Raw genomic sequence first — 17373 nt, forward strand, 5'->3', positions numbered from 1 at the left:
AAGAAAAGACAGATGGAATATTATAATTTAAAAGACGATCAGGAAAAAGTTAATTTCAGAAAGGCAACGATAAAAGGCCAGGGAAAAGGAAAAGGGTTATTTTTCCCGGAAACAATTCCGCAGTTTGAAGAAAAATTCATTCAGAATCTGAAGTTATATACTCATGAGGAAATAGCTTTTCGCTGCATGAAAGATTTTATAGGAAATGAGATTCCCTCAGAAATATTACGGGAAATTGTTTCGGAAACGGTAAGTTTTGAAATCCCCTTACAAAAGATCAATGACCGGATCTTTGTTTTGGAACTCTTTCACGGGCCTACGCTGGCCTTTAAAGATATCGGGGCCAGATTTATGAGCCGCTGTCTTTCCTATTTTTTAAAAGATCAGAAGAAGAAAGTTAGTGTTTTGGTGGCTACTTCCGGAGATACAGGAGGTGCTGTTGCAGATGGATTCTACCAACTTCCGGGAATCAATGTCGTTATTCTTTACCCTAAAAACCGGGTAAGTCCGGTTCAGGAAAAACAGCTCACAGCTTTGGGCGGAAATATCAGGGCATTAGAAGTTAACGGAAGTTTTGATGATTGTCAGAATCTGGTTAAACAGGCGTTTTCAGACGAAGAAATCCAAAATAATATATTTCTGACTTCTGCCAACTCTATTAATATTGCAAGGTGGCTTCCTCAGCAGATCTATTATCTTCTGGCCTTAAAACAATGGCAGCAACATGAAAAAGAAGCACCGGTCATTAGTGTTCCCAGTGGCAATTTCGGAAATATATGTGCCGGGCTTCTCGCTCATTTCCGTGGTCTTCCGGCAGATCACTTTATTGCTGCCTGTAATGATAATGATACCGTACCGGATTATTTAAGAACTCAATATTACATATCTAAAAAAGCGGTTCCTACTCTATCTAATGCAATGGATGTAGGAGATCCCAGTAATTTTGTAAGAATACTTGAACTTTTCGGACATCAGTTTAGCAGATTACAAGATAAAATTTCAGGATATTCTATCAATGATGTCAAAACGCTGGAAACCATCACACAGGTATATCAGAAATACGGCTATACCCTTGAGCCTCACAGTGCTGTTGCTTATGCTTCCATGGAGCAATACCTGATTGATAATCCAGGCAAAAAAGGTTTTATATTGGGGACTGCGCATCCTGTAAAATTCCCTGATGCAGTAGAAAAAGCAATCGGTGGAAAAATTAAAATTCCTGAAGCTTTAAATCATCTGATGAAAAAGGAGAAAAAAACTCAGGAAATAAGTACAGACTTTGAAGAATTAAAGCGATTTTTGCTTCATAAAATTTGAGACAATGAGCAAAATATATCTTGAAGATGTAAAAATATATGCCTACCACGGAGTACTTCCGGAAGAGAATATTATCGGAACTTATTATATTTTAAACCTGGAGCTTCACACAGATTTGTGGAAAGCTTCAGAATCCGATGATCTGAATGATACCATCAGCTATGCAGATATCAATGATATCCTCCATACTGAGATGAAAATCCCTTCTCAGCTTCTGGAACATGTGGCAGGAAGAATAATCACAAAAATCCGCAGCCGCTTTCCGCAAATCGATTATATTAAAATTAAAGTTACCAAAACCGCTCCTCCTATGCAGGGTGAAATGAAAGGAGCCAGTATTGAGCTTGAAAAAAGTTTTAAACCTGAGAACTAAAATCCTTATTTTAGTCTCCTAAAAAAGATACAAATTGAAATTCGTTAAAATATTATTTTTAGTAGTATTCATCAATGCTTTCGGTCAATCCGGGATGGATAATCAATTAGCAGGCTATAATTTTCCAAAAATCAGATCCAGTATTACAATGCCGGTTACGATCCCTTTGTCTGAGCTTAGTAATATGATCAATGCCTCCGTAAAAGACTTAATTTATCAGGATGATTCTTATACGGACAATAATAATGATCAGTTCAAAGTAAAGGTATGGAAAACAAGACCTATCCGCCTTGTAGGTGGCACCAGTCAGAATCTTTTGATTGAGGTTCCCTTGAAAATATGGGCAGAAAAAGGAATCGGAACATTGGGAGTTTATACCTATCAGAATACAACTTTTGAGACGGTGATGTCATTTAATACAACAGTGAGTCTAAACAACAACTGGACTATTACTACCACAACACGTCCTAATGGATTCAGATGGGTGACCAAACCTGTGCTCGATTACGGAAGAATACAAATTCCCATCACCCCGATTGTTGAAAAAAGCCTGAAAGAGCAACAGGAAAAGTTCTGCAAAACCATTGATCAGCAAATGGCCACTCAGCTGAACTTTCAGCAATATGCCGTAATGGCCTGGAATACTTTTCAACAGCCATTTAATATTTCAGAGGAATACAATACCTGGTTAAAAATAAGTCCGGTGGGAGTTAACATTACTCCGTTAAAATTCTATGGTAACCAGATCAATACGACACTGGGTATTGACATTTATTCTGAAACTTTTACCGGAAATAAGCCAGGTGCTTCCCAGCCCGTAACAGCTGCTACGAACTTTAATTTTTCACCTACTGTTGCCGATAGTTTTCTTTTACAGACTACTGCTAATATCCCTTTCACAGAGGCCAGCAATATGGCAAGGAAAACATTTTTAAACAAAGAATTTGATATCCGGGATTCTAAAGTAAAAGTAACCGACATCAGAGTCTATGGTGTTGACAACCGGATTATCATTGAAGCTCAAACAGACGGATATATAAAAGGGACCTCTATTATTTCAGGAATTCCTGTTTATGACGAGGCCAAAAGAAAAATTGTATTGTCTGACACTAAATTTAAGCTCAAAACAACCAACATTCTGCAGAAAACTGCATCTGTCCTTTTTCAGGGTAAAATTGTAAAAATGATTGAAGATGAATATGGAATTCCTACCCAGGAACTGGAAGAAACATCCAGAAAAAGTATTGAAGATGCTTTCAATAAAGAATATTATAAAGGCTTAAAAATGAACGGAAGAGTATTTAACCTTAAACCCAGTAAAATATTATTAAGCAGTACGGGAATCACCGCTGTTATTGACACCAATGCAGCATTGAAACTACTCGTCAACGGATTTTAAAATTTAACCATAAAACCTATAAAAACTAATACCTATTATGAGAAAATATCTAGTAATTGTCGACAGACATAAAGCGTCGACCGGGATAAGATTTATCAATTATTTTTTAGACAGACTTTTTATACAAATTATTTTTTACGCGATCTTCTTCATATTCGGAATAATATATACGCTTGTTTCCGGAAAAGTAATCAATGCGGAAGAGTTTGACAATAGTATTACAGCTTCCGTTATTTCTATTGGGGTTTATCTTATGGTAGCTTTTTTATATTTCTTTATTATGGAGCTCTATTTAGGAAAAACAATTGCCAAATACATTACCGGAACGGAAGTCATCAGTATAGATGGTAATAAACCTACGGCACAACAAATCGCGAACCGTACTTTTTCCCGTGCAGTCCCTTTTGATTCCCTTTCTTTTTTGGGAAATAACGGATGGCATGACAACTGGAGTGATACACGGGTAATTAATTACAAAAAATATTATGCTGATAGACAGGCTAAAAGCGAAATTGATGAATTAGGAAACAAAGAAATTGCCTAAAAACTTTTGTTCATAAAGAATTTTTACTATATTTGCACACCTCAAAAATGGTAAAAATGGTACTTTGGCCGAGCGGCTAGGCAGTGGTCTGCAACACCATCTACAGCGGTTCGAATCCGCTAGGTACCTCCAAAAACCTCTAAATTTTATTTAGAGGTTTTTTTATGTTATTTTTCCTGATATTTTTCTCAATGCTATTTCAGGGTATTTATCCGGTCATCAATAAATAGGTTAAATAATATCATGATAAAAACTATTTTCCGGACAGCAATTCATACACCTAATTAATTCCTCAAGAATCTCAGTTTCCCCGATGTCTTTTTAAAAAAATAAAAAACCTTCCAAATCAATGGAAGGAAAGTTTTATTTTTTTAGATATGAAATTTTCAAGCGCTCAAATATACTTCAATGATAAACCGGCACCTATGACTGCAGTCATAAAAAAGTCCCCGGATTTCTCCAGGGAAACAATACAAATAAACGGTTGTAATGAAAAACTCCGGCATAAAAATAACGCCATTTATTTCACTACTTTATGAGTATAGTCATACTATTTATCATTCTCAGAAATTAGTTACCGATAAGCTGGTGTAAACTCATCAGAAAATATAATAGGCCTCAGTATATTATACTGAGGCCTATTATATTTTTTTATTACCTGTAGAGATTACATCAGGTTTTGTTAATTTTCATTATCAAGATTTTTGATACCGGCACGAAGGGAATAAAGATCCAGCTTGCTTGCTTTTTTCTTTTTAGCAATCAGGAAAGACACCATCTTATCTTTCAGTTTATTTCTGATCAGCAAAATATTTCCCATATATTCATCTTCACTGATTAATTCATTATCATATACCATCTGATTTTTTTCATGAAGGTCTTTCAAATACTGTATACCTTTTAATTGGGGCTGTGGCATAAAATCATCTTCTTCAATAAATCCCTCAGAAATCTCGATATTCAGCTGAACCCACGAAAAGAATTCAGAAGTCCCTATCAGTTTATTTCTATACGGTATGGCATTAATTTCATCTAATCCGGTTAAAACTCTATAATCTAATTTATCATTCATATTCGTTTCTTTTTTAACAGTAGCTACTCAAAAATGATGCCTTATTTTCAAAACAATTGTTAATTTTATAACAAAAGCACGATCAATAAAGCCAAAATAATGAGATATAGAAAAATATCTATCCAAAGATAATTGATCAGTAATCTGCCTTTTATGAGCAGCGTCATATACCACAAAAAAAAATCCTCGGAAATACCGAGGATAAAAACTAATAACCATGAAAACTCAAATTAAACATGAGTTACATTTCTATATTGAAAAATCGTGCCAGAATTGAAATTTCGGAAAAAATATTTTCACAAATAATTAAAGCACAATAAATGACAATTTTAAATATTTTCGCCTATTTTTCATAATTTAATTAAAAATCAATTTTAATTAATTAAAATTATTCCAAATAAAAAGGCGTGTAAAGAATATTATTACATATTACCTAATGCAAAAATCAACAAAATAAATTAAAAACCAAAATAAAAATAAACTTTAAAATAATAATGAAGACAAATGAACATATAAAATATTCAAATTGGCATAATTTATTCTATTATTAAAATAATCATTTAAATACAATATCATGGTATACAAATTTTTTAAAAAAGAAGATTTCATGAAACATAATGAAAATGAGTATCAGATTAAATTTAAAGTCAGTGAAATTGGTGAAGGAAGCAACCTTATTACTGAAAGATTAAATGAGAAAGGAGAATATGAAACCATTCAGGCTCCGATCAGAAGATTGAACAACGATATTTTTATTGTTTGGGATCGTCCGTTTGACGGTAGAATTCTTTTAGATAATTAAAAAGAAAAAGCCTCCAAAAAATGGAGGCCTCAAAAAACACAAATGATGAAAAAAATTTTATATTAGAAATAAAATTATTAATTGTTTAATCTATTTCTAAAGGTATACCACCCGTCATTTTTATTTTATGAGTATAATCATACTTTGTAAAATATTTTTAAATACTACTTTCTTGCAAACGATAATTGACAGCCGGAAATTTCTCCGTATTTCATTTCTTTTGATGATAATAATTTAAAATAGCTGTATTCTCTGGCAGGAGTTACCAATCTTTCACATGATAAAAATTGCCCCTTTGTATATTGTATTACTGAAAATGGCAATAAGTCATCTGCCCTATCCCGTTGAATACCATCAGTGTTTTATACTCATAAATACTCAGTTCACTATAATTTTTCTCTATCAGCCCTTATAAAATAAGAAAAAAAAACCAGATATGCTATGATCGAGGTTATGTTTTTCGCACTTTTTATTTAATACTTTTACAAAATTAATTCAAGAAAACGTGATAAAATTTTCTATACTTATAGCCAACTATAATAATGGAAAGTACTTTAGGGACTGCTACAACTCAATTATCAGTCAGACTTATGAAAATTGGGAGGTTATAATTGTTGATGATGCTTCTACGGATGACTCGGTAGATATAATACAATCATTAATTAAAAATGATCCCCGGTTCAAACTATATTATAATACAAAGAACGGAGGTTGTGGCTTTACCAAAAGGGAATGCATGAAACATGCAGAAGGAGAAATATGTGCTTACCTCGACCCGGATGATGCAATTTATCCGGAAGCACTGGAGAAAATGATGATAGAATTTACAGAAAAAAATGATATTGTAGCTGCCTATTCTCAAATGATGCTGTGCGACGATAAACTTATTCCGGACAAGGTTTCTGCCAATACCAAGCAAATCTACAATAACCGTTATTTCTTCAACTGTCCTATCCAGTTTGCTCACTTCTTTGCTTTTAAAAAGGATATATACTTTAAGGGAATAGGAATCAATCCCAACCTGAAAAGTGCTGTTGACCAGGATTTATATCTGAAAATTTTGGAACACGGAGACGTAAACTACATTAAAGAACCTCTATATTTATACAGGTTGCATTCCAGAGGAATTTCCCAGCACAGTTCAAAAAAGAATGCAAAAGAATCTTTTGCCAGGGTAATTTATGAAACAATGAAAAGAAGAGGAATCACAAAAATTAACAACCAGGATGTTCCTGAGCGCTATACCGGCTCAAAGGAAATCTATGAACTACTGGACTATCAGACTAACAGGATGCATCGGCTGATCAACAAAATAAAAGTTGCTCTGGATCTATAAAATAAAAACTCCTCACAAATGTGAGGAGTTTTTTTATAATCATCGGGTATAAATATGGAATAAAAAAATGTTATTCTCAGTAATGAAGCTATGTTCAGTCAAATACTGATTATAGCTTACTTTCTTATCCAAAAATACCCTATATCTCTCAAATGATTTATGAGCAGGATCATAAATGTTTATATTTTTTTAAACTCTCAATACAAAAGGCCTCCATTCAGGAGGCCTAAAAAACACAAATGATGAAAAAAATCTATTTAGAAAATTCCAAACAGAATATCTTTAAAAACAGTTTTAAAATTATAAATCTCTGTGTAAAACCGTTCTATGACTATCTATTAAGAAAAAATCCTCTGATGAGGATTTGGTAAATTTAGGTAAATATTTTGTTTTTACAAATTTATTCTGCCCAAGTTATCGGAATATACACGGTAATATATCCGTCTGCATCTACCGCTGCATCAGATACGGTAACCACTACAGATCCATACCCCGTCCATGCACCCTGACCTTGCATAGCAGAAAAAGTATATGTTCCTGCAGGAATTCCTTCATAATACTGAGGCAGAGCCTGAAAACCTCCGCCATAATACGTATCAAAAACCTCTCCTGTAGCCATATTTTCAGCAAGGAAGCTTCCTACATCATGACTGCCTGAAAGAATTTTCGTACCGTTTTGATCCAGCAGTCCATATCTAACTTTGTAAGTTTTTGTTTTCGCGTCCTGATTTGAAACTTCCGAACGAACCTGAGGCTGAGCCTTCACTACATTATCAGTGGAAGACCATGAAACAGCAGTACCTAGTAAACCTACAAAGGCTAACACTGCAAAAGTTGACTTTTTCATAATTGAATAATTTGGTTACTCAAATGTAATCATCTCGTATTAATTCAACGAAAACTAATAATGAACTTAAATTTACAATTCGGAACATATACAGAAGCCCCCCTGATTAAGAACATGCGGCCATAAAAATAATATTCATTTCATGAAAACATGTACTGGTATAATAAAACCTATGTTAAACTCGATTATCATTACAAATTTTGATTATGTCTGCATTCCCGTCATTAATTTTAACATTCTTTAACTGATTTTTGGCTTCAAAATTGAAAATAAATCTAAAACTAAAGTCGTTAAGGCTTAAGCTTATTAAAATTTGAATTATGAAAAAGATAGTATTGGCAGGTTTTTTATCCGTTTTTTTGATAACGGCCTGCAAGAAAGATGACAGGACAGCAGAGAAGTCTCTGGATGAACAAAAACTTGAGTTTCAGGCAAGACAGCTTGAAATAGAAAAGCAGAAACTGGCTATTGAAAAAGAAAAACTGGTGTATGAAGCTCAGAAAAAGGCAGATAGTATTTCAGAAACCAGAAAAAAGGTAGCTGCTGAAAATAATTCAAAACCACAAGTCATAAGAGAGACCAGAACGGTTTACAGAGACAGAACCACACATTCTAATTCAGGTGGAGGAAGCAACGGCGGATATGCAGATAACGGAAGCAGTGCTTCACAGGGAACTACTCAGAAAAAAGGGATGAGTAAAGCAGCTAAAGGAACCATTATAGGAACTGTAGGAGGTGCCGCAGTGGGTGCTATCGTTGCCAAGAACAACAGAGGTCTGGGTGCTGTAATTGGAGGTGTAGTAGGTGGAGCTACCGGATACACAATCGGCAGATCTCAGGACAGAAAAGACGGAAGAGTACAACCCCGAAGATAATATTTTTACTATAACATATAAAGATTGCTTATTTTTAAGCAATCTTTTTTTATGATATTAATTTTATTTTCTACGATTTTTATGATCCCGGTCCTGATTGGATTGGGAAAAATCATGGAGATTTTCTTTGGAATCCTATTTCAGGGAATTGCAGGAAAAATTTTATCAGGCATTCTGGGAATAAGCCTTGTATGGACTCTACTTTCCTTTTTTATTCCTCTCAATTTATATGTCGAAATCCCGACTCTTGCTTTAGGGTTATTTTATTTTTTAAAAGAAAAATTATACCGGAAGTTGTATCAGTTTTCAAAAGAAGACCTATTCTTAATCGCTAGTGTTTCTTTAGTTATTGCATTAACCGGCTCTTTTTACCCTTATATACTGGATCATTTCGGATATTATGTTCCCACGGTTAAATGGATTTCAGAATACGGATTGATTAAAGGAATTTCTAATCTGGATCTCATTTTGGGGCAAATGTCTGTCTGGCATATTTTTCAGGCAGGTTTCTCAAATTTTTCGGACCCCTTTTTAAGGTTAAACTCAATTTTACTGATTGTTTACACCTTTTATATTGTGGAGAAAAAAAACTGGATTCATCTGTGTTTTATCCCTGTTCTGTTATTATTTGCACAGTCACCCAGTCCGGACCTTCCTGTGATTGTTTTTTCATTAATTATTTTAAATGAAATCACAACAGAAAATAAAAACCTGTCTTCTCTTTTTGCCTTTTCAGTTTTTGTTTTTGCAATAAAACCTACCATGATATGGCTTCCTATGCTAGTCTTTTTATGTTCGGTTTTCATTTATAAATTTAATTTCAGATCATTAATTTTCGGGGGCTGTATTCTTCTTTTATTTTTCATTAAAAATATATGGACATTTGGCTATCCCGTATTTCCTGTATCTTTCATAGATTTGGGAGCAGACTGGAAGCCTAATTCTGAAGTATTAAAGATATCTTCACAAATAGCTATTCAGAAAACCTATGATATGCAGTATTCATATGAAGAAATTCAAAAGTTTTCTACGTATGACTATATCAAAAACTGGGTATTTTTAAAAGGTATCAAATCTAAAATCAATCTATTTTTTATTATCAGTCTGGTTATATTTTCAGTATTTACCTGGAAGAAAAAAAGAAAGCTCCTCACACTCATCTGCATATCTTTACTGATAAAGACTGTATTAGTATTGTTTTTTTCAGCCCAATACAGATTTTTCATCGATGTATTTTTTGTTATATTTTTCATCCTGTTCAGTTATTATTTTAATCAGAAAAAATCGGTTACCGCTTTTTCTGTATTAAGCTTGGTTTTAATTGCAATCCTGTCTTTTCCACAGGTTATCCAGCAATACCTTCCGAGTTTCAGACCAGGCAGATTTATGGCAGGCTTTGAAAAGCAACAGCTCTATAAGCCCTCCGTCTACGAATATCATCGCTTTGATACTTTCCGGATAGGAAATTTAAAATTTAATGTTTCCAAAGACTATCCCTATAACTTTGACACTCCCCTCCCCTGTATTTCTGCCAATTATATTTTCGATGATATAAAGGCCGGAATCTTTCCCCAGCTCTGTGATAAAAATAATATTCGAAAAGGATTTATCTGGAAAAGACTGAATCCCAGTGAGAAAAAAGAAGCCCTGGCGATTATTAATATGATCAAAAATACATATAAACAGAACAAATAGTGAAACTTTATTATCTGGAGAAAAAAAGGTAATTTTGTATCATGTTCAACACATTAGGTAATCTTCTTAGTCTTACAACATTTGGAGAAAGTCACGGAGTGGCTTACGGCGGTATCATTAATAATTTCCCGGCAGGTTTAACGGTCGACCTTAATCAGGTTCAATATGAATTGAACCGAAGAAAACCCGGCCAGTCTGCTATTGTTACCCAGAGAAAAGAAAGCGACACCGTAAAGTTTCTTTCAGGAATCTTTGACGGAAAAACAACAGGTACACCCATTGGTTTTATTATTGAAAATGAAAATCAGAAATCAAAAGATTATGACCATATTGCAGGTGCATACCGTCCTAGTCATGCAGATTTCACTTATGATCAGAAATTTGGATTAAGAGACCATCGCGGCGGAGGTAAATCTTCAGCAAGAGAAACAATGAACTGGGTAGTTGCAGGTGCTTTTGCCAAGCAATTATTACCGGAAATTGAAATCAATGCCTATGTTTCTTCTGTAGGGGATATCTTTTGTGAAAAACCTTATCAGGCTTTAGATTTTTCTAAAACCGAAAGTAATGATGTTCGTTGTCCTGATGAGGATACTGCCGAAAAAATGATTGCCAGAATCAAAGAAATCAAAAAAGAAGGCAATACCATCGGAGGAACTATTACCTGTGTTATTAAAAATGTTCCTGTAGGAATCGGTGAACCCATTTTCTCTAAGCTTCAGGCAGAGTTGGCAAAAGCAATGCTGAATATTAATGCCTGCAAAGGTTTTGAATATGGAAGCGGATTCTGTGGTGCCAAAATGACTGGTAAAGAACATAACGATGCTTTCAATACAGACTTTAGTACAAAATCTAATCTTTCAGGGGGAATTCAGGGCGGAATTTCAAACGGAATGGATATTTATTTCCGTGTTGCTTTCAAACCTGTCGCCACTATTTTGAGACCTCAGGATAGTATAGATAAAGATGGAAACCCTGTTATTGTAGAAGGAAAGGGCCGTCATGACCCATGTGTCGTTCCAAGAGCTGTTCCTGTAGTGGAGGCTTTGGCTGCATTTGTCCTTGCTGATCTGTTTTTGATCAACAAAACAAGAAATATCAATAACTTTTAACATAAATATTTTTAGTAATGAAAAATTACTGGGATAAAGGAATTTCTTTTGAAGACTATCTTCAGATTGCAAAAGAAAGATTAGAAAATCCTGCTAACCAACAGGAGGCTGATTATAAACAATATTACGAACTGGGACTTCAAAGAATGGACAGAACGGTAAAAAAATATGTCCCGGATGAAGAACAACGTAAAGAACTGGCTGACAAAAATTTTGACGGAAAGATTTTAATAATTTCCGAAGCATGGTGTGGTGATGCAAGCGCTACCGTACCTGCACTTTTCAAATTCTTTGAAGGTCATAATGAAATCAGGGTCTTTTTAAGAGACAGTGATAAAAGCCTGATCAATCAGTTTTTAACAAATGGAACGGAATCTATTCCAAAAGTTATTATTCTGGATAAAGATTTCAATGTAAAAAACTCATGGGGACCACGCCCAAAATATGGTTATGAATTACTGATGAAGTATAAAGCCGATCCTGAGGGGTATCCTAAGGACAGTTTTTACAATGATCTTCAGATCTATTATGCAAAAAACAGAGGTAAAGATGCTGTTCAGGAAATCTTAGATTTACTATAAAAGAGCCCTGAATGATCATTTGACAATAAAAGAAATCGTGTATGAAAAAGACTATTATTTATATTGTAATCATCGTCATTATTGGTATCATTACTTTGATACCGGGTGTAAGAGACTTTTTAAAAAATCAGTTCTTTCCGGTAGCTACCATTGAAAATGCAGTTCACATCAGTGAAGAAGATTATGATATTGATCTGAAAGGAATCAATGCACCGAGTACTAACCTTAAAAACTTTAAGGACAAAGCTGTTTTCCTGAACTTCTGGGGAACCTGGTGTCCTCCCTGCAGAAAAGAATGGCCTACCATTCAAAAGCTCTATGATACCCGAAAAGATCACGTAGATTTTGTACTTATTGCGATGAATGATAAGGAAGAAGATGTAAGAAAATTTTTGAAAGAAAATAATTACACGGTTCCGGTATATATTGCTCAAAGCCCTATATCTGAAAAAATTCTGCCTAAAGTTTTTCCCACCACTTTCCTTTTGGATAAAACAGGCAGAATAATTATCAAAGAAGACGCCTACAGAGATTGGAACACAGAGACTGTGCATCAGTTCATTGACAATATTATCAAATAGACTTTTAACTAAATTTATAATTTATTGGTACAGGATTTGTGAAGTTTACAGCATTGAAAAACTTATTTTAAAAACCAAACACAAAATGAAATATTCAAAGTTAAATCTTGCAAAAGAAGCTATCAGTCACAAAGGTTTTATAAAAAAAATTCCTGATATTTTCAGAATGGTAAAAATGTGGAGAAAAGGTATGTATCCAATGAAATCCATAGATATCATTCTTCCTTTGCTGGGGATTTTATACGTCATCTCTCCTATTGATTTACTTCCTGAGTTTGCAATTCCTGTACTCGGAGTAATGGATGACTTAGCGGTATTGTCACTTACCATTCCTAAGCTCATCAAAGAAGTTGACAAATTTTTACTTTGGGAAGCCCAGCAAAAATATAGCGGGGTCAAAATAATTGATGCTGAAATCATAAAATAATAGTTATTATATAGTGTAAAACCATCCTTTCGGATGGTTTTTTATTTACAAATGAGCGATAAATTTTTGAGCCTTATTTCAATTCCTTAAATTTGCAACATCTAATAAAAAATAATGGAAAGTAAAAAAGAATTCTTCTTGGAGTGCTACAAACTAGGCATCATCAAATTTGGAAGGTTTACCTTAAAAAGTGGTATTGAAAGTCCGTTTTATGTAGACTTAAGACCTTTGGCTTCAGATCCTAAAATTTTAAAAAATCTTGCAAACTATTTATTGGAAATGCTTCCGTTAGATAATTTTGACCTGATTTGTGGAGTTCCTTACGCTGCACTTCCAATGGCTACTGCGATGTCATTGGAAAGCTACATTCCGTTAATCATTAAGAGAAAAGAAGCAAAAAGCTACGGAACCAAAAAACTAATTGAGGGAATTTATCAGAAAGGCCAGAATTGTCTGCTGGTAGAAGATGTAATCACTTCAGGAAAATCTTTGGTAGAAACAATTGCTGAAGTAGAGCAGGAAGATCTGAAGGTTTCGGATATTGTTGTAGTCCTGGACAGAGAGCAGGGTGGAAAACAATTGTTGGAAAGCAAAGGATACAGAGTTCACACATTGTTCAATATCTCAGAAGTATGCGGAATTCTTCAGGAAACAGGAGAATTATCAGATGAAGAGGTAAAAAGAATTCAGGATTTTCTTCAGGGAAATCATATCCAGTTTGAAGAAGAAATCAGAGCTTCTTACGAACAAAAATTAAAAAACACCCAGCATTCTGTTTCGAAAAAATTACTGGAAACGGCTATTGCAAAAAAATCTAATCTTATTGCATCTGCAGATGTCACCACTACTCAGGAGTTATTGGATTTAGCTGAAAAAGTAGGCCCGCATATTATTGCTTTAAAAACCCATATTGATATTATTTCCGATTTCGATTACGAAAAAACAATTAGCCCTTTAAAACAAATTGCAGCAAAACACCAGTTTTTATTAATGGAAGACAGAAAATTTGCTGACATTGGAAACACTCAGGAGCTTCAGTTTACTAGTGGTGTATTCAAAATTACAGATTGGGCAGACTTCGTAACATCACAGGTAATCGGAGGGTTCGAATCATTAGACTGCTTTACTAATGTAGGAGTGGTAGCTATTGTAGGAATGTCTTCAAAAGGAACGTTGACAACAGCGAGCTACCGTGAAGAGGCTTTAAAAATCGCTTCATCTCACCCGAATGTAATCGGCGGAGTATCTCAGAATAAAATTCCTGAAGATCTTCTATTATTTACTCCGGGGGTTAATTTGGCAGACTCAGGAGATGGCAAAGGTCAGCAGTATAATACTCCGGAACAGGTCTTTAAAACTTTACATACAGATTTTATCATTGTAGGAAGAGGAATCTATAAATCTGACGATCCTGAAACCTCTGCGATTACCTATAAAACAGAAGGTTGGAATGCGTATATTAATTCTTTGGAAAAAAAAGCAATTCAGAATTAAAAACCTGTAAAGTATATACAAAATAAGCTATATTTGGTGCTTTATCACGAAATATTTGAAAAAGATCAGCATTTGTCTTATTTTGTTATTTGGAGTTGCTCAGGTTTCTGCACAGAAAGACAGTATATATATTCAAGCAAAACTATCTTCTGACAGAAAAACACTTGAAGTCAGTCAGGAAATAGTGTATTATAATCATTCTGATAAAGATCTTCATACCTTAAAACTCTTAAACTGGGTTTCTGCCTATAACAAACGGGGAACTTCATTAGTTTACAGAAAACTGGAAGACAGAAACAGTGATCTGCATTTTGCAAAGTCTGATCAATTGGGTAAACTATTGGAATTGGACATTAAAAATTCAGACCACCAATCTGTTGCTGTCGGTAATCTTTCCGATGAGAATCTTTTTATTCCTCTGAAAGAAGCCTTACAACCGGGTAAAGCCGTTACTATGCAGTTACAATACCGGATACAGCTACCTGATAAGCAATTTACAGGATATGGTACATCCGCTCGGAATACTGCCTTAAAATACTTTTTTATTGTTCCGGATCATTTTGATCCGGACAATATTTCTCAAAAAAATTATCTTGATACCGAAGAGCCTGTAAGTTTTAATACTTTCTGGACGATCAATTTTGATATTCCTGTCAGTAGCTTTATTGAAGGAAACCTTCCGCAAATCCAGATGAATTCCTTTCAAGGATATCTGGATTCCGATCCTGAATTTGTTATTTCCACTAATTCGTATCCTATCATTAAGGCTGATGTAGACGGAACTATTACTGATATTAAATTTGGCTATAACCTCAGACCTGAAGAAAAAGAAAACCTTGAGTTTTATCTTCCCTTACAATTAAAATTCCTTAAAGATAAAATTGGTTTCCTTCCCAACAGCCTCTTTATTTCTGATAAATTCAGAGAGAAAGAAGACTTTTTTGGAAATAATGATATTGCATTCTGGAAATTCAGATTTCAGCTATTTACCGATGCGGAAAAAACAGATCTCGACTATTTCGGAATCATCACAAAAAAAATTCTTGATGAGAATATTATTGCAGATAAAGAAAAAGACCATTGGTTTAAAAACGGATTAAAATCATATCTTGAAATTCAATACCTAAAAAAGTTTTACAATGACACAAAGCTTTTAGGAAGTCTTCCTGAAAATAAAATATTCGGAATAAAGCCTCTAAAAATATTTCATGCTTCCAAAGTAAAACTACTGGATCGTTACGGGCTAACCTATCAGTATATCATGCTTCAGAACCTTGATCAGAAAATTGATGAAAATTTTTCTTCGCTCAGCAATTTCAACGACATGGCTATCAGTGGTTTTGAAACCGGAAGTTTATTCAATTACTCTGCGGATAAAATGGGCTATGATAAGTTCAATACGATTATAAAAAATTATATTACTATTCATTCAGGACAAAAAATTAACCCTGAAGAATTCCTGAAGGATCTTTCTGAAAAAGACAAAAACACACGATATCTGACTGATTTTTTCAGGCAAAAAAACAGAGTTGATTTCAAGCTGAAACATATTAAAAAAGAGAATGATTCTTTACAGATCAAAATCGTTAAAAACACGGATGCAGCGATTCCAGTAAAACTGGAAACCCAAACCAGAGAAGGTGATAAGAAAGCTTACTGGATCGAAACTGAAGAAAACCAAAGTATTACCAATCTCTCTCTACCGGCTTCGGATAACATTTACAAAGTCACCTTAAACAGTGGTTATATCTTTCCGGAGTCCAATTACAGAGATAACTTTCTATATGCAAAAGGATTATTCTCCAATGCAAAAAAAATCAAGCTTAAACTTATAAAAGATATTCCTAATCCGGAATATAATGAAATCTATATAAGTCCCAGAGTTCGTTTTAATAATACCTATGATAAATTCCTTTTGGGAGTTAATTTAAAAAACCAGTCTTTCTTTGATCAGAAATTTTTGTATTCATTTACTCCAACCTATAGTACGGGAACAGGACAACTGACTGGCTCAGGAGCAATCTCCTATTCTTTTCTTCCCGCTGAAAGTATTATCAGAAGTCTTACATTCGGGGTATCCGGAGCTTATTTTCATTATGACTATGGGTTAGCGTATAGAAAAGGGACTGTACTCTCATCCATCAGTTTCAGAAAGAACCCGAGAAGTACAGTAAGCCGAAGCATAGGTCTTTCTTATAACTACTTTGAAAGAGATCTGAACCCGGTAATGATTGCCAATGATGATTACAAAAAATATAATCTCTGGAGTTTCGGCTACGGCTACAGTGACAGCCAGATGATACATGAAAAAAGCTTTAGCCTGAGTACACAGGGAATGGAGGATTTCAACAAACTTACTGCTGAAGGATTCTATCGTTGGGAATTTGCGCCTAAACAAAAATTAAGTCTTCGCTTATTTGCCGGCTATTTTATCAAAAACAATACGAGAAACGATTTGTTTAATTACGGAATTTCCAGAGTCTCGAATTATGCGTTTTCATACAGTCTTTTAGGAGAAAGTGCGAATAGCGGCATTCTTTCCCAGCAGTTTATTTTGGCAGACGGAGGGTTTAAATCATTTATTCCGGGAACAGTCAATCAATGGATTACATCTTTTAATGTAGACTCCAGTATCTGGAAAATATTCCATGTTTATGCTGATGCCGGTTTATATAAAAATCAGGGACGTGATCCAAAATTCATTTGGGACAGCGGAATCAAAGTAAGAATTATTCCTGATTTTCTTGAAGTATACTTCCCCGTACAATCTTCACTGGGATTTGAGCCGGGCTTTAAAGATTATGCAAAGCGAATCAGATATACTCTTGTTCTTAATTTAGGATCAATAATCAATGCTGCCAGAAGAGGCTGGTATTAAATAAAAAAGAACAGCTCTCTATTGGAACAGCTGTTCTTCA

The 17373-nt window shown here is 34.3% G+C and carries 16 protein-coding genes and 1 tRNA gene; 15 read left to right on the forward strand and 2 right to left on the reverse strand.

Annotated features, from left to right (window positions below; translation table 11 throughout):
• Positions 1 to 12 precede the first annotated feature (12 nt).
• The 5 genes from thrC (at position 13) to JO178_RS16620 (ending at position 3765) form a co-directional block, all read left to right on the forward strand.
• A complete protein-coding gene (gene thrC, locus JO178_RS16600; RefSeq protein WP_291938278.1) occupies positions 13 to 1317 on the forward strand; it encodes a threonine synthase in 1305 nt (434 codons plus the stop codon).
• Between the two features lie 4 nt (positions 1318 to 1321).
• Positions 1322 to 1690 carry a dihydroneopterin aldolase gene (gene folB, locus JO178_RS16605; RefSeq protein ID WP_291938280.1) on the forward strand — a complete coding sequence of 123 codons (369 nt, stop codon included), beginning with the start codon at positions 1322 to 1324 and terminating at the stop codon, positions 1688 to 1690.
• Positions 1691 to 1724: 34 nt separating this feature from the next.
• The gene (locus JO178_RS16610; RefSeq protein WP_291938282.1) at positions 1725 to 3089 is read left to right on the forward strand and encodes a DUF4403 family protein; all 1365 of its coding nucleotides are present in this window, start codon (positions 1725 to 1727) and stop codon (positions 3087 to 3089) included.
• A 37-nt stretch (positions 3090 to 3126) separates the two neighbouring features.
• Positions 3127 to 3633 (forward strand): RDD family protein, encoded by a 507-nt coding sequence (locus tag JO178_RS16615; RefSeq protein ID WP_291938284.1) that lies wholly within the window; start codon positions 3127 to 3129, stop codon positions 3631 to 3633.
• 58 nt (positions 3634 to 3691) lie between these two features.
• Positions 3692 to 3765, forward strand: a tRNA-Cys gene (locus JO178_RS16620).
• 550 nt (positions 3766 to 4315) lie between these two features.
• Here the strand turns inward: JO178_RS16620 and JO178_RS16625 are convergent.
• A complete protein-coding gene (locus JO178_RS16625; RefSeq protein ID WP_291938286.1) occupies positions 4316 to 4705 on the reverse strand; it encodes a hypothetical protein in 390 nt (129 codons plus the stop codon).
• A 607-nt stretch (positions 4706 to 5312) separates the two neighbouring features.
• Between JO178_RS16625 and JO178_RS16630 the strand changes: the two genes are divergently transcribed.
• On the forward strand, positions 5313 to 5507 hold the full coding sequence (locus tag JO178_RS16630) for a glutathione synthase (protein WP_291938288.1): 195 nt from the start codon (positions 5313 to 5315) through the stop codon (positions 5505 to 5507).
• A gap of 505 nt (positions 5508 to 6012) precedes the next feature.
• The gene (locus tag JO178_RS16635; protein WP_291938290.1) at positions 6013 to 6843 is read left to right on the forward strand and encodes a glycosyltransferase family 2 protein; all 831 of its coding nucleotides are present in this window, start codon (positions 6013 to 6015) and stop codon (positions 6841 to 6843) included.
• 400 nt (positions 6844 to 7243) lie between these two features.
• Here JO178_RS16635 and JO178_RS16640 read toward each other — a convergent pair whose 3' ends face one another.
• Positions 7244 to 7690 carry a hypothetical protein gene (locus tag JO178_RS16640; RefSeq protein ID WP_291938292.1) on the reverse strand — a complete coding sequence of 149 codons (447 nt, stop codon included), beginning with the start codon at positions 7688 to 7690 and terminating at the stop codon, positions 7244 to 7246.
• A gap of 320 nt (positions 7691 to 8010) precedes the next feature.
• On the opposite strand from JO178_RS16640, the gene JO178_RS16645 reads away from it, so the two are divergent.
• From JO178_RS16645 to JO178_RS16680, 8 genes are all read left to right on the forward strand, one after another.
• Entirely contained in the window at positions 8011 to 8565 is a 555-nt protein-coding gene (locus JO178_RS16645; protein WP_291938294.1) for a glycine zipper domain-containing protein, read from the forward strand.
• A 51-nt stretch (positions 8566 to 8616) separates the two neighbouring features.
• Positions 8617 to 10260 carry a hypothetical protein gene (locus tag JO178_RS16650; protein WP_291938296.1) on the forward strand — a complete coding sequence of 548 codons (1644 nt, stop codon included), beginning with the start codon at positions 8617 to 8619 and terminating at the stop codon, positions 10258 to 10260.
• Between the two features lie 41 nt (positions 10261 to 10301).
• Positions 10302 to 11372, forward strand: a complete 1071-nt coding sequence (aroC, locus tag JO178_RS16655; RefSeq protein ID WP_291938298.1) for a chorismate synthase — start codon at positions 10302 to 10304, stop codon at positions 11370 to 11372.
• A 17-nt stretch (positions 11373 to 11389) separates the two neighbouring features.
• A complete protein-coding gene (locus tag JO178_RS16660) occupies positions 11390 to 11953 on the forward strand; it encodes a thioredoxin family protein (RefSeq protein ID WP_291938300.1) in 564 nt (187 codons plus the stop codon).
• Between the two features lie 41 nt (positions 11954 to 11994).
• Positions 11995 to 12534, forward strand: a complete 540-nt coding sequence (locus tag JO178_RS16665) for a TlpA disulfide reductase family protein (protein ID WP_291938302.1) — start codon at positions 11995 to 11997, stop codon at positions 12532 to 12534.
• Positions 12535 to 12619: 85 nt separating this feature from the next.
• The gene (locus tag JO178_RS16670; RefSeq protein WP_291938304.1) at positions 12620 to 12961 is read left to right on the forward strand and encodes a DUF1232 domain-containing protein; all 342 of its coding nucleotides are present in this window, start codon (positions 12620 to 12622) and stop codon (positions 12959 to 12961) included.
• A gap of 114 nt (positions 12962 to 13075) precedes the next feature.
• Entirely contained in the window at positions 13076 to 14455 is a 1380-nt protein-coding gene (pyrF, locus tag JO178_RS16675) for an orotidine-5'-phosphate decarboxylase (RefSeq protein WP_291938306.1), read from the forward strand.
• 55 nt (positions 14456 to 14510) lie between these two features.
• On the forward strand, positions 14511 to 17333 hold the full coding sequence (locus JO178_RS16680) for an aminopeptidase (protein ID WP_291938308.1): 2823 nt from the start codon (positions 14511 to 14513) through the stop codon (positions 17331 to 17333).
• Positions 17334 to 17373: the final 40 nt, after the last annotated feature.

It is taken from the genome of Chryseobacterium sp. (assembly GCF_019236175.1).
In the GTDB taxonomy this organism is placed as follows: Bacteria; Bacteroidota; Bacteroidia; order Flavobacteriales; family Weeksellaceae; genus Chryseobacterium.

What these genes read in the sequence shown, in the direction of transcription:
- thrC (WP_291938278.1), top strand. Translation starts at nt 13, where the DNA reads ATGGAATATTATAATTTAAAAGACGATCAGGAAAAAGTTAATTTCAGA.
- folB (WP_291938280.1), top strand. Translation starts at nt 1,322, where the DNA reads ATGAGCAAAATATATCTTGAAGATGTAAAAATATATGCCTACCACGGA.
- JO178_RS16615 (WP_291938284.1), top strand. Translation starts at nt 3,127, where the DNA reads ATGAGAAAATATCTAGTAATTGTCGACAGACATAAAGCGTCGACCGGG.
- JO178_RS16625 (WP_291938286.1), bottom strand. Translation starts at nt 4,705, where the DNA reads ATGAATGATAAATTAGATTATAGAGTTTTAACCGGATTAGATGAAATT.
- JO178_RS16630 (WP_291938288.1), top strand. Translation starts at nt 5,313, where the DNA reads ATGAAACATAATGAAAATGAGTATCAGATTAAATTTAAAGTCAGTGAA.
- JO178_RS16640 (WP_291938292.1), bottom strand. Translation starts at nt 7,690, where the DNA reads ATGAAAAAGTCAACTTTTGCAGTGTTAGCCTTTGTAGGTTTACTAGGT.
- JO178_RS16645 (WP_291938294.1), top strand. Translation starts at nt 8,011, where the DNA reads ATGAAAAAGATAGTATTGGCAGGTTTTTTATCCGTTTTTTTGATAACG.
- JO178_RS16650 (WP_291938296.1), top strand. Translation starts at nt 8,617, where the DNA reads ATGATATTAATTTTATTTTCTACGATTTTTATGATCCCGGTCCTGATT.
- aroC (WP_291938298.1), top strand. Translation starts at nt 10,302, where the DNA reads ATGTTCAACACATTAGGTAATCTTCTTAGTCTTACAACATTTGGAGAA.
- JO178_RS16660 (WP_291938300.1), top strand. Translation starts at nt 11,390, where the DNA reads ATGAAAAATTACTGGGATAAAGGAATTTCTTTTGAAGACTATCTTCAG.
- JO178_RS16665 (WP_291938302.1), top strand. Translation starts at nt 11,995, where the DNA reads ATGAAAAAGACTATTATTTATATTGTAATCATCGTCATTATTGGTATC.
- JO178_RS16670 (WP_291938304.1), top strand. Translation starts at nt 12,620, where the DNA reads ATGAAATATTCAAAGTTAAATCTTGCAAAAGAAGCTATCAGTCACAAA.
- pyrF (WP_291938306.1), top strand. Translation starts at nt 13,076, where the DNA reads ATGGAAAGTAAAAAAGAATTCTTCTTGGAGTGCTACAAACTAGGCATC.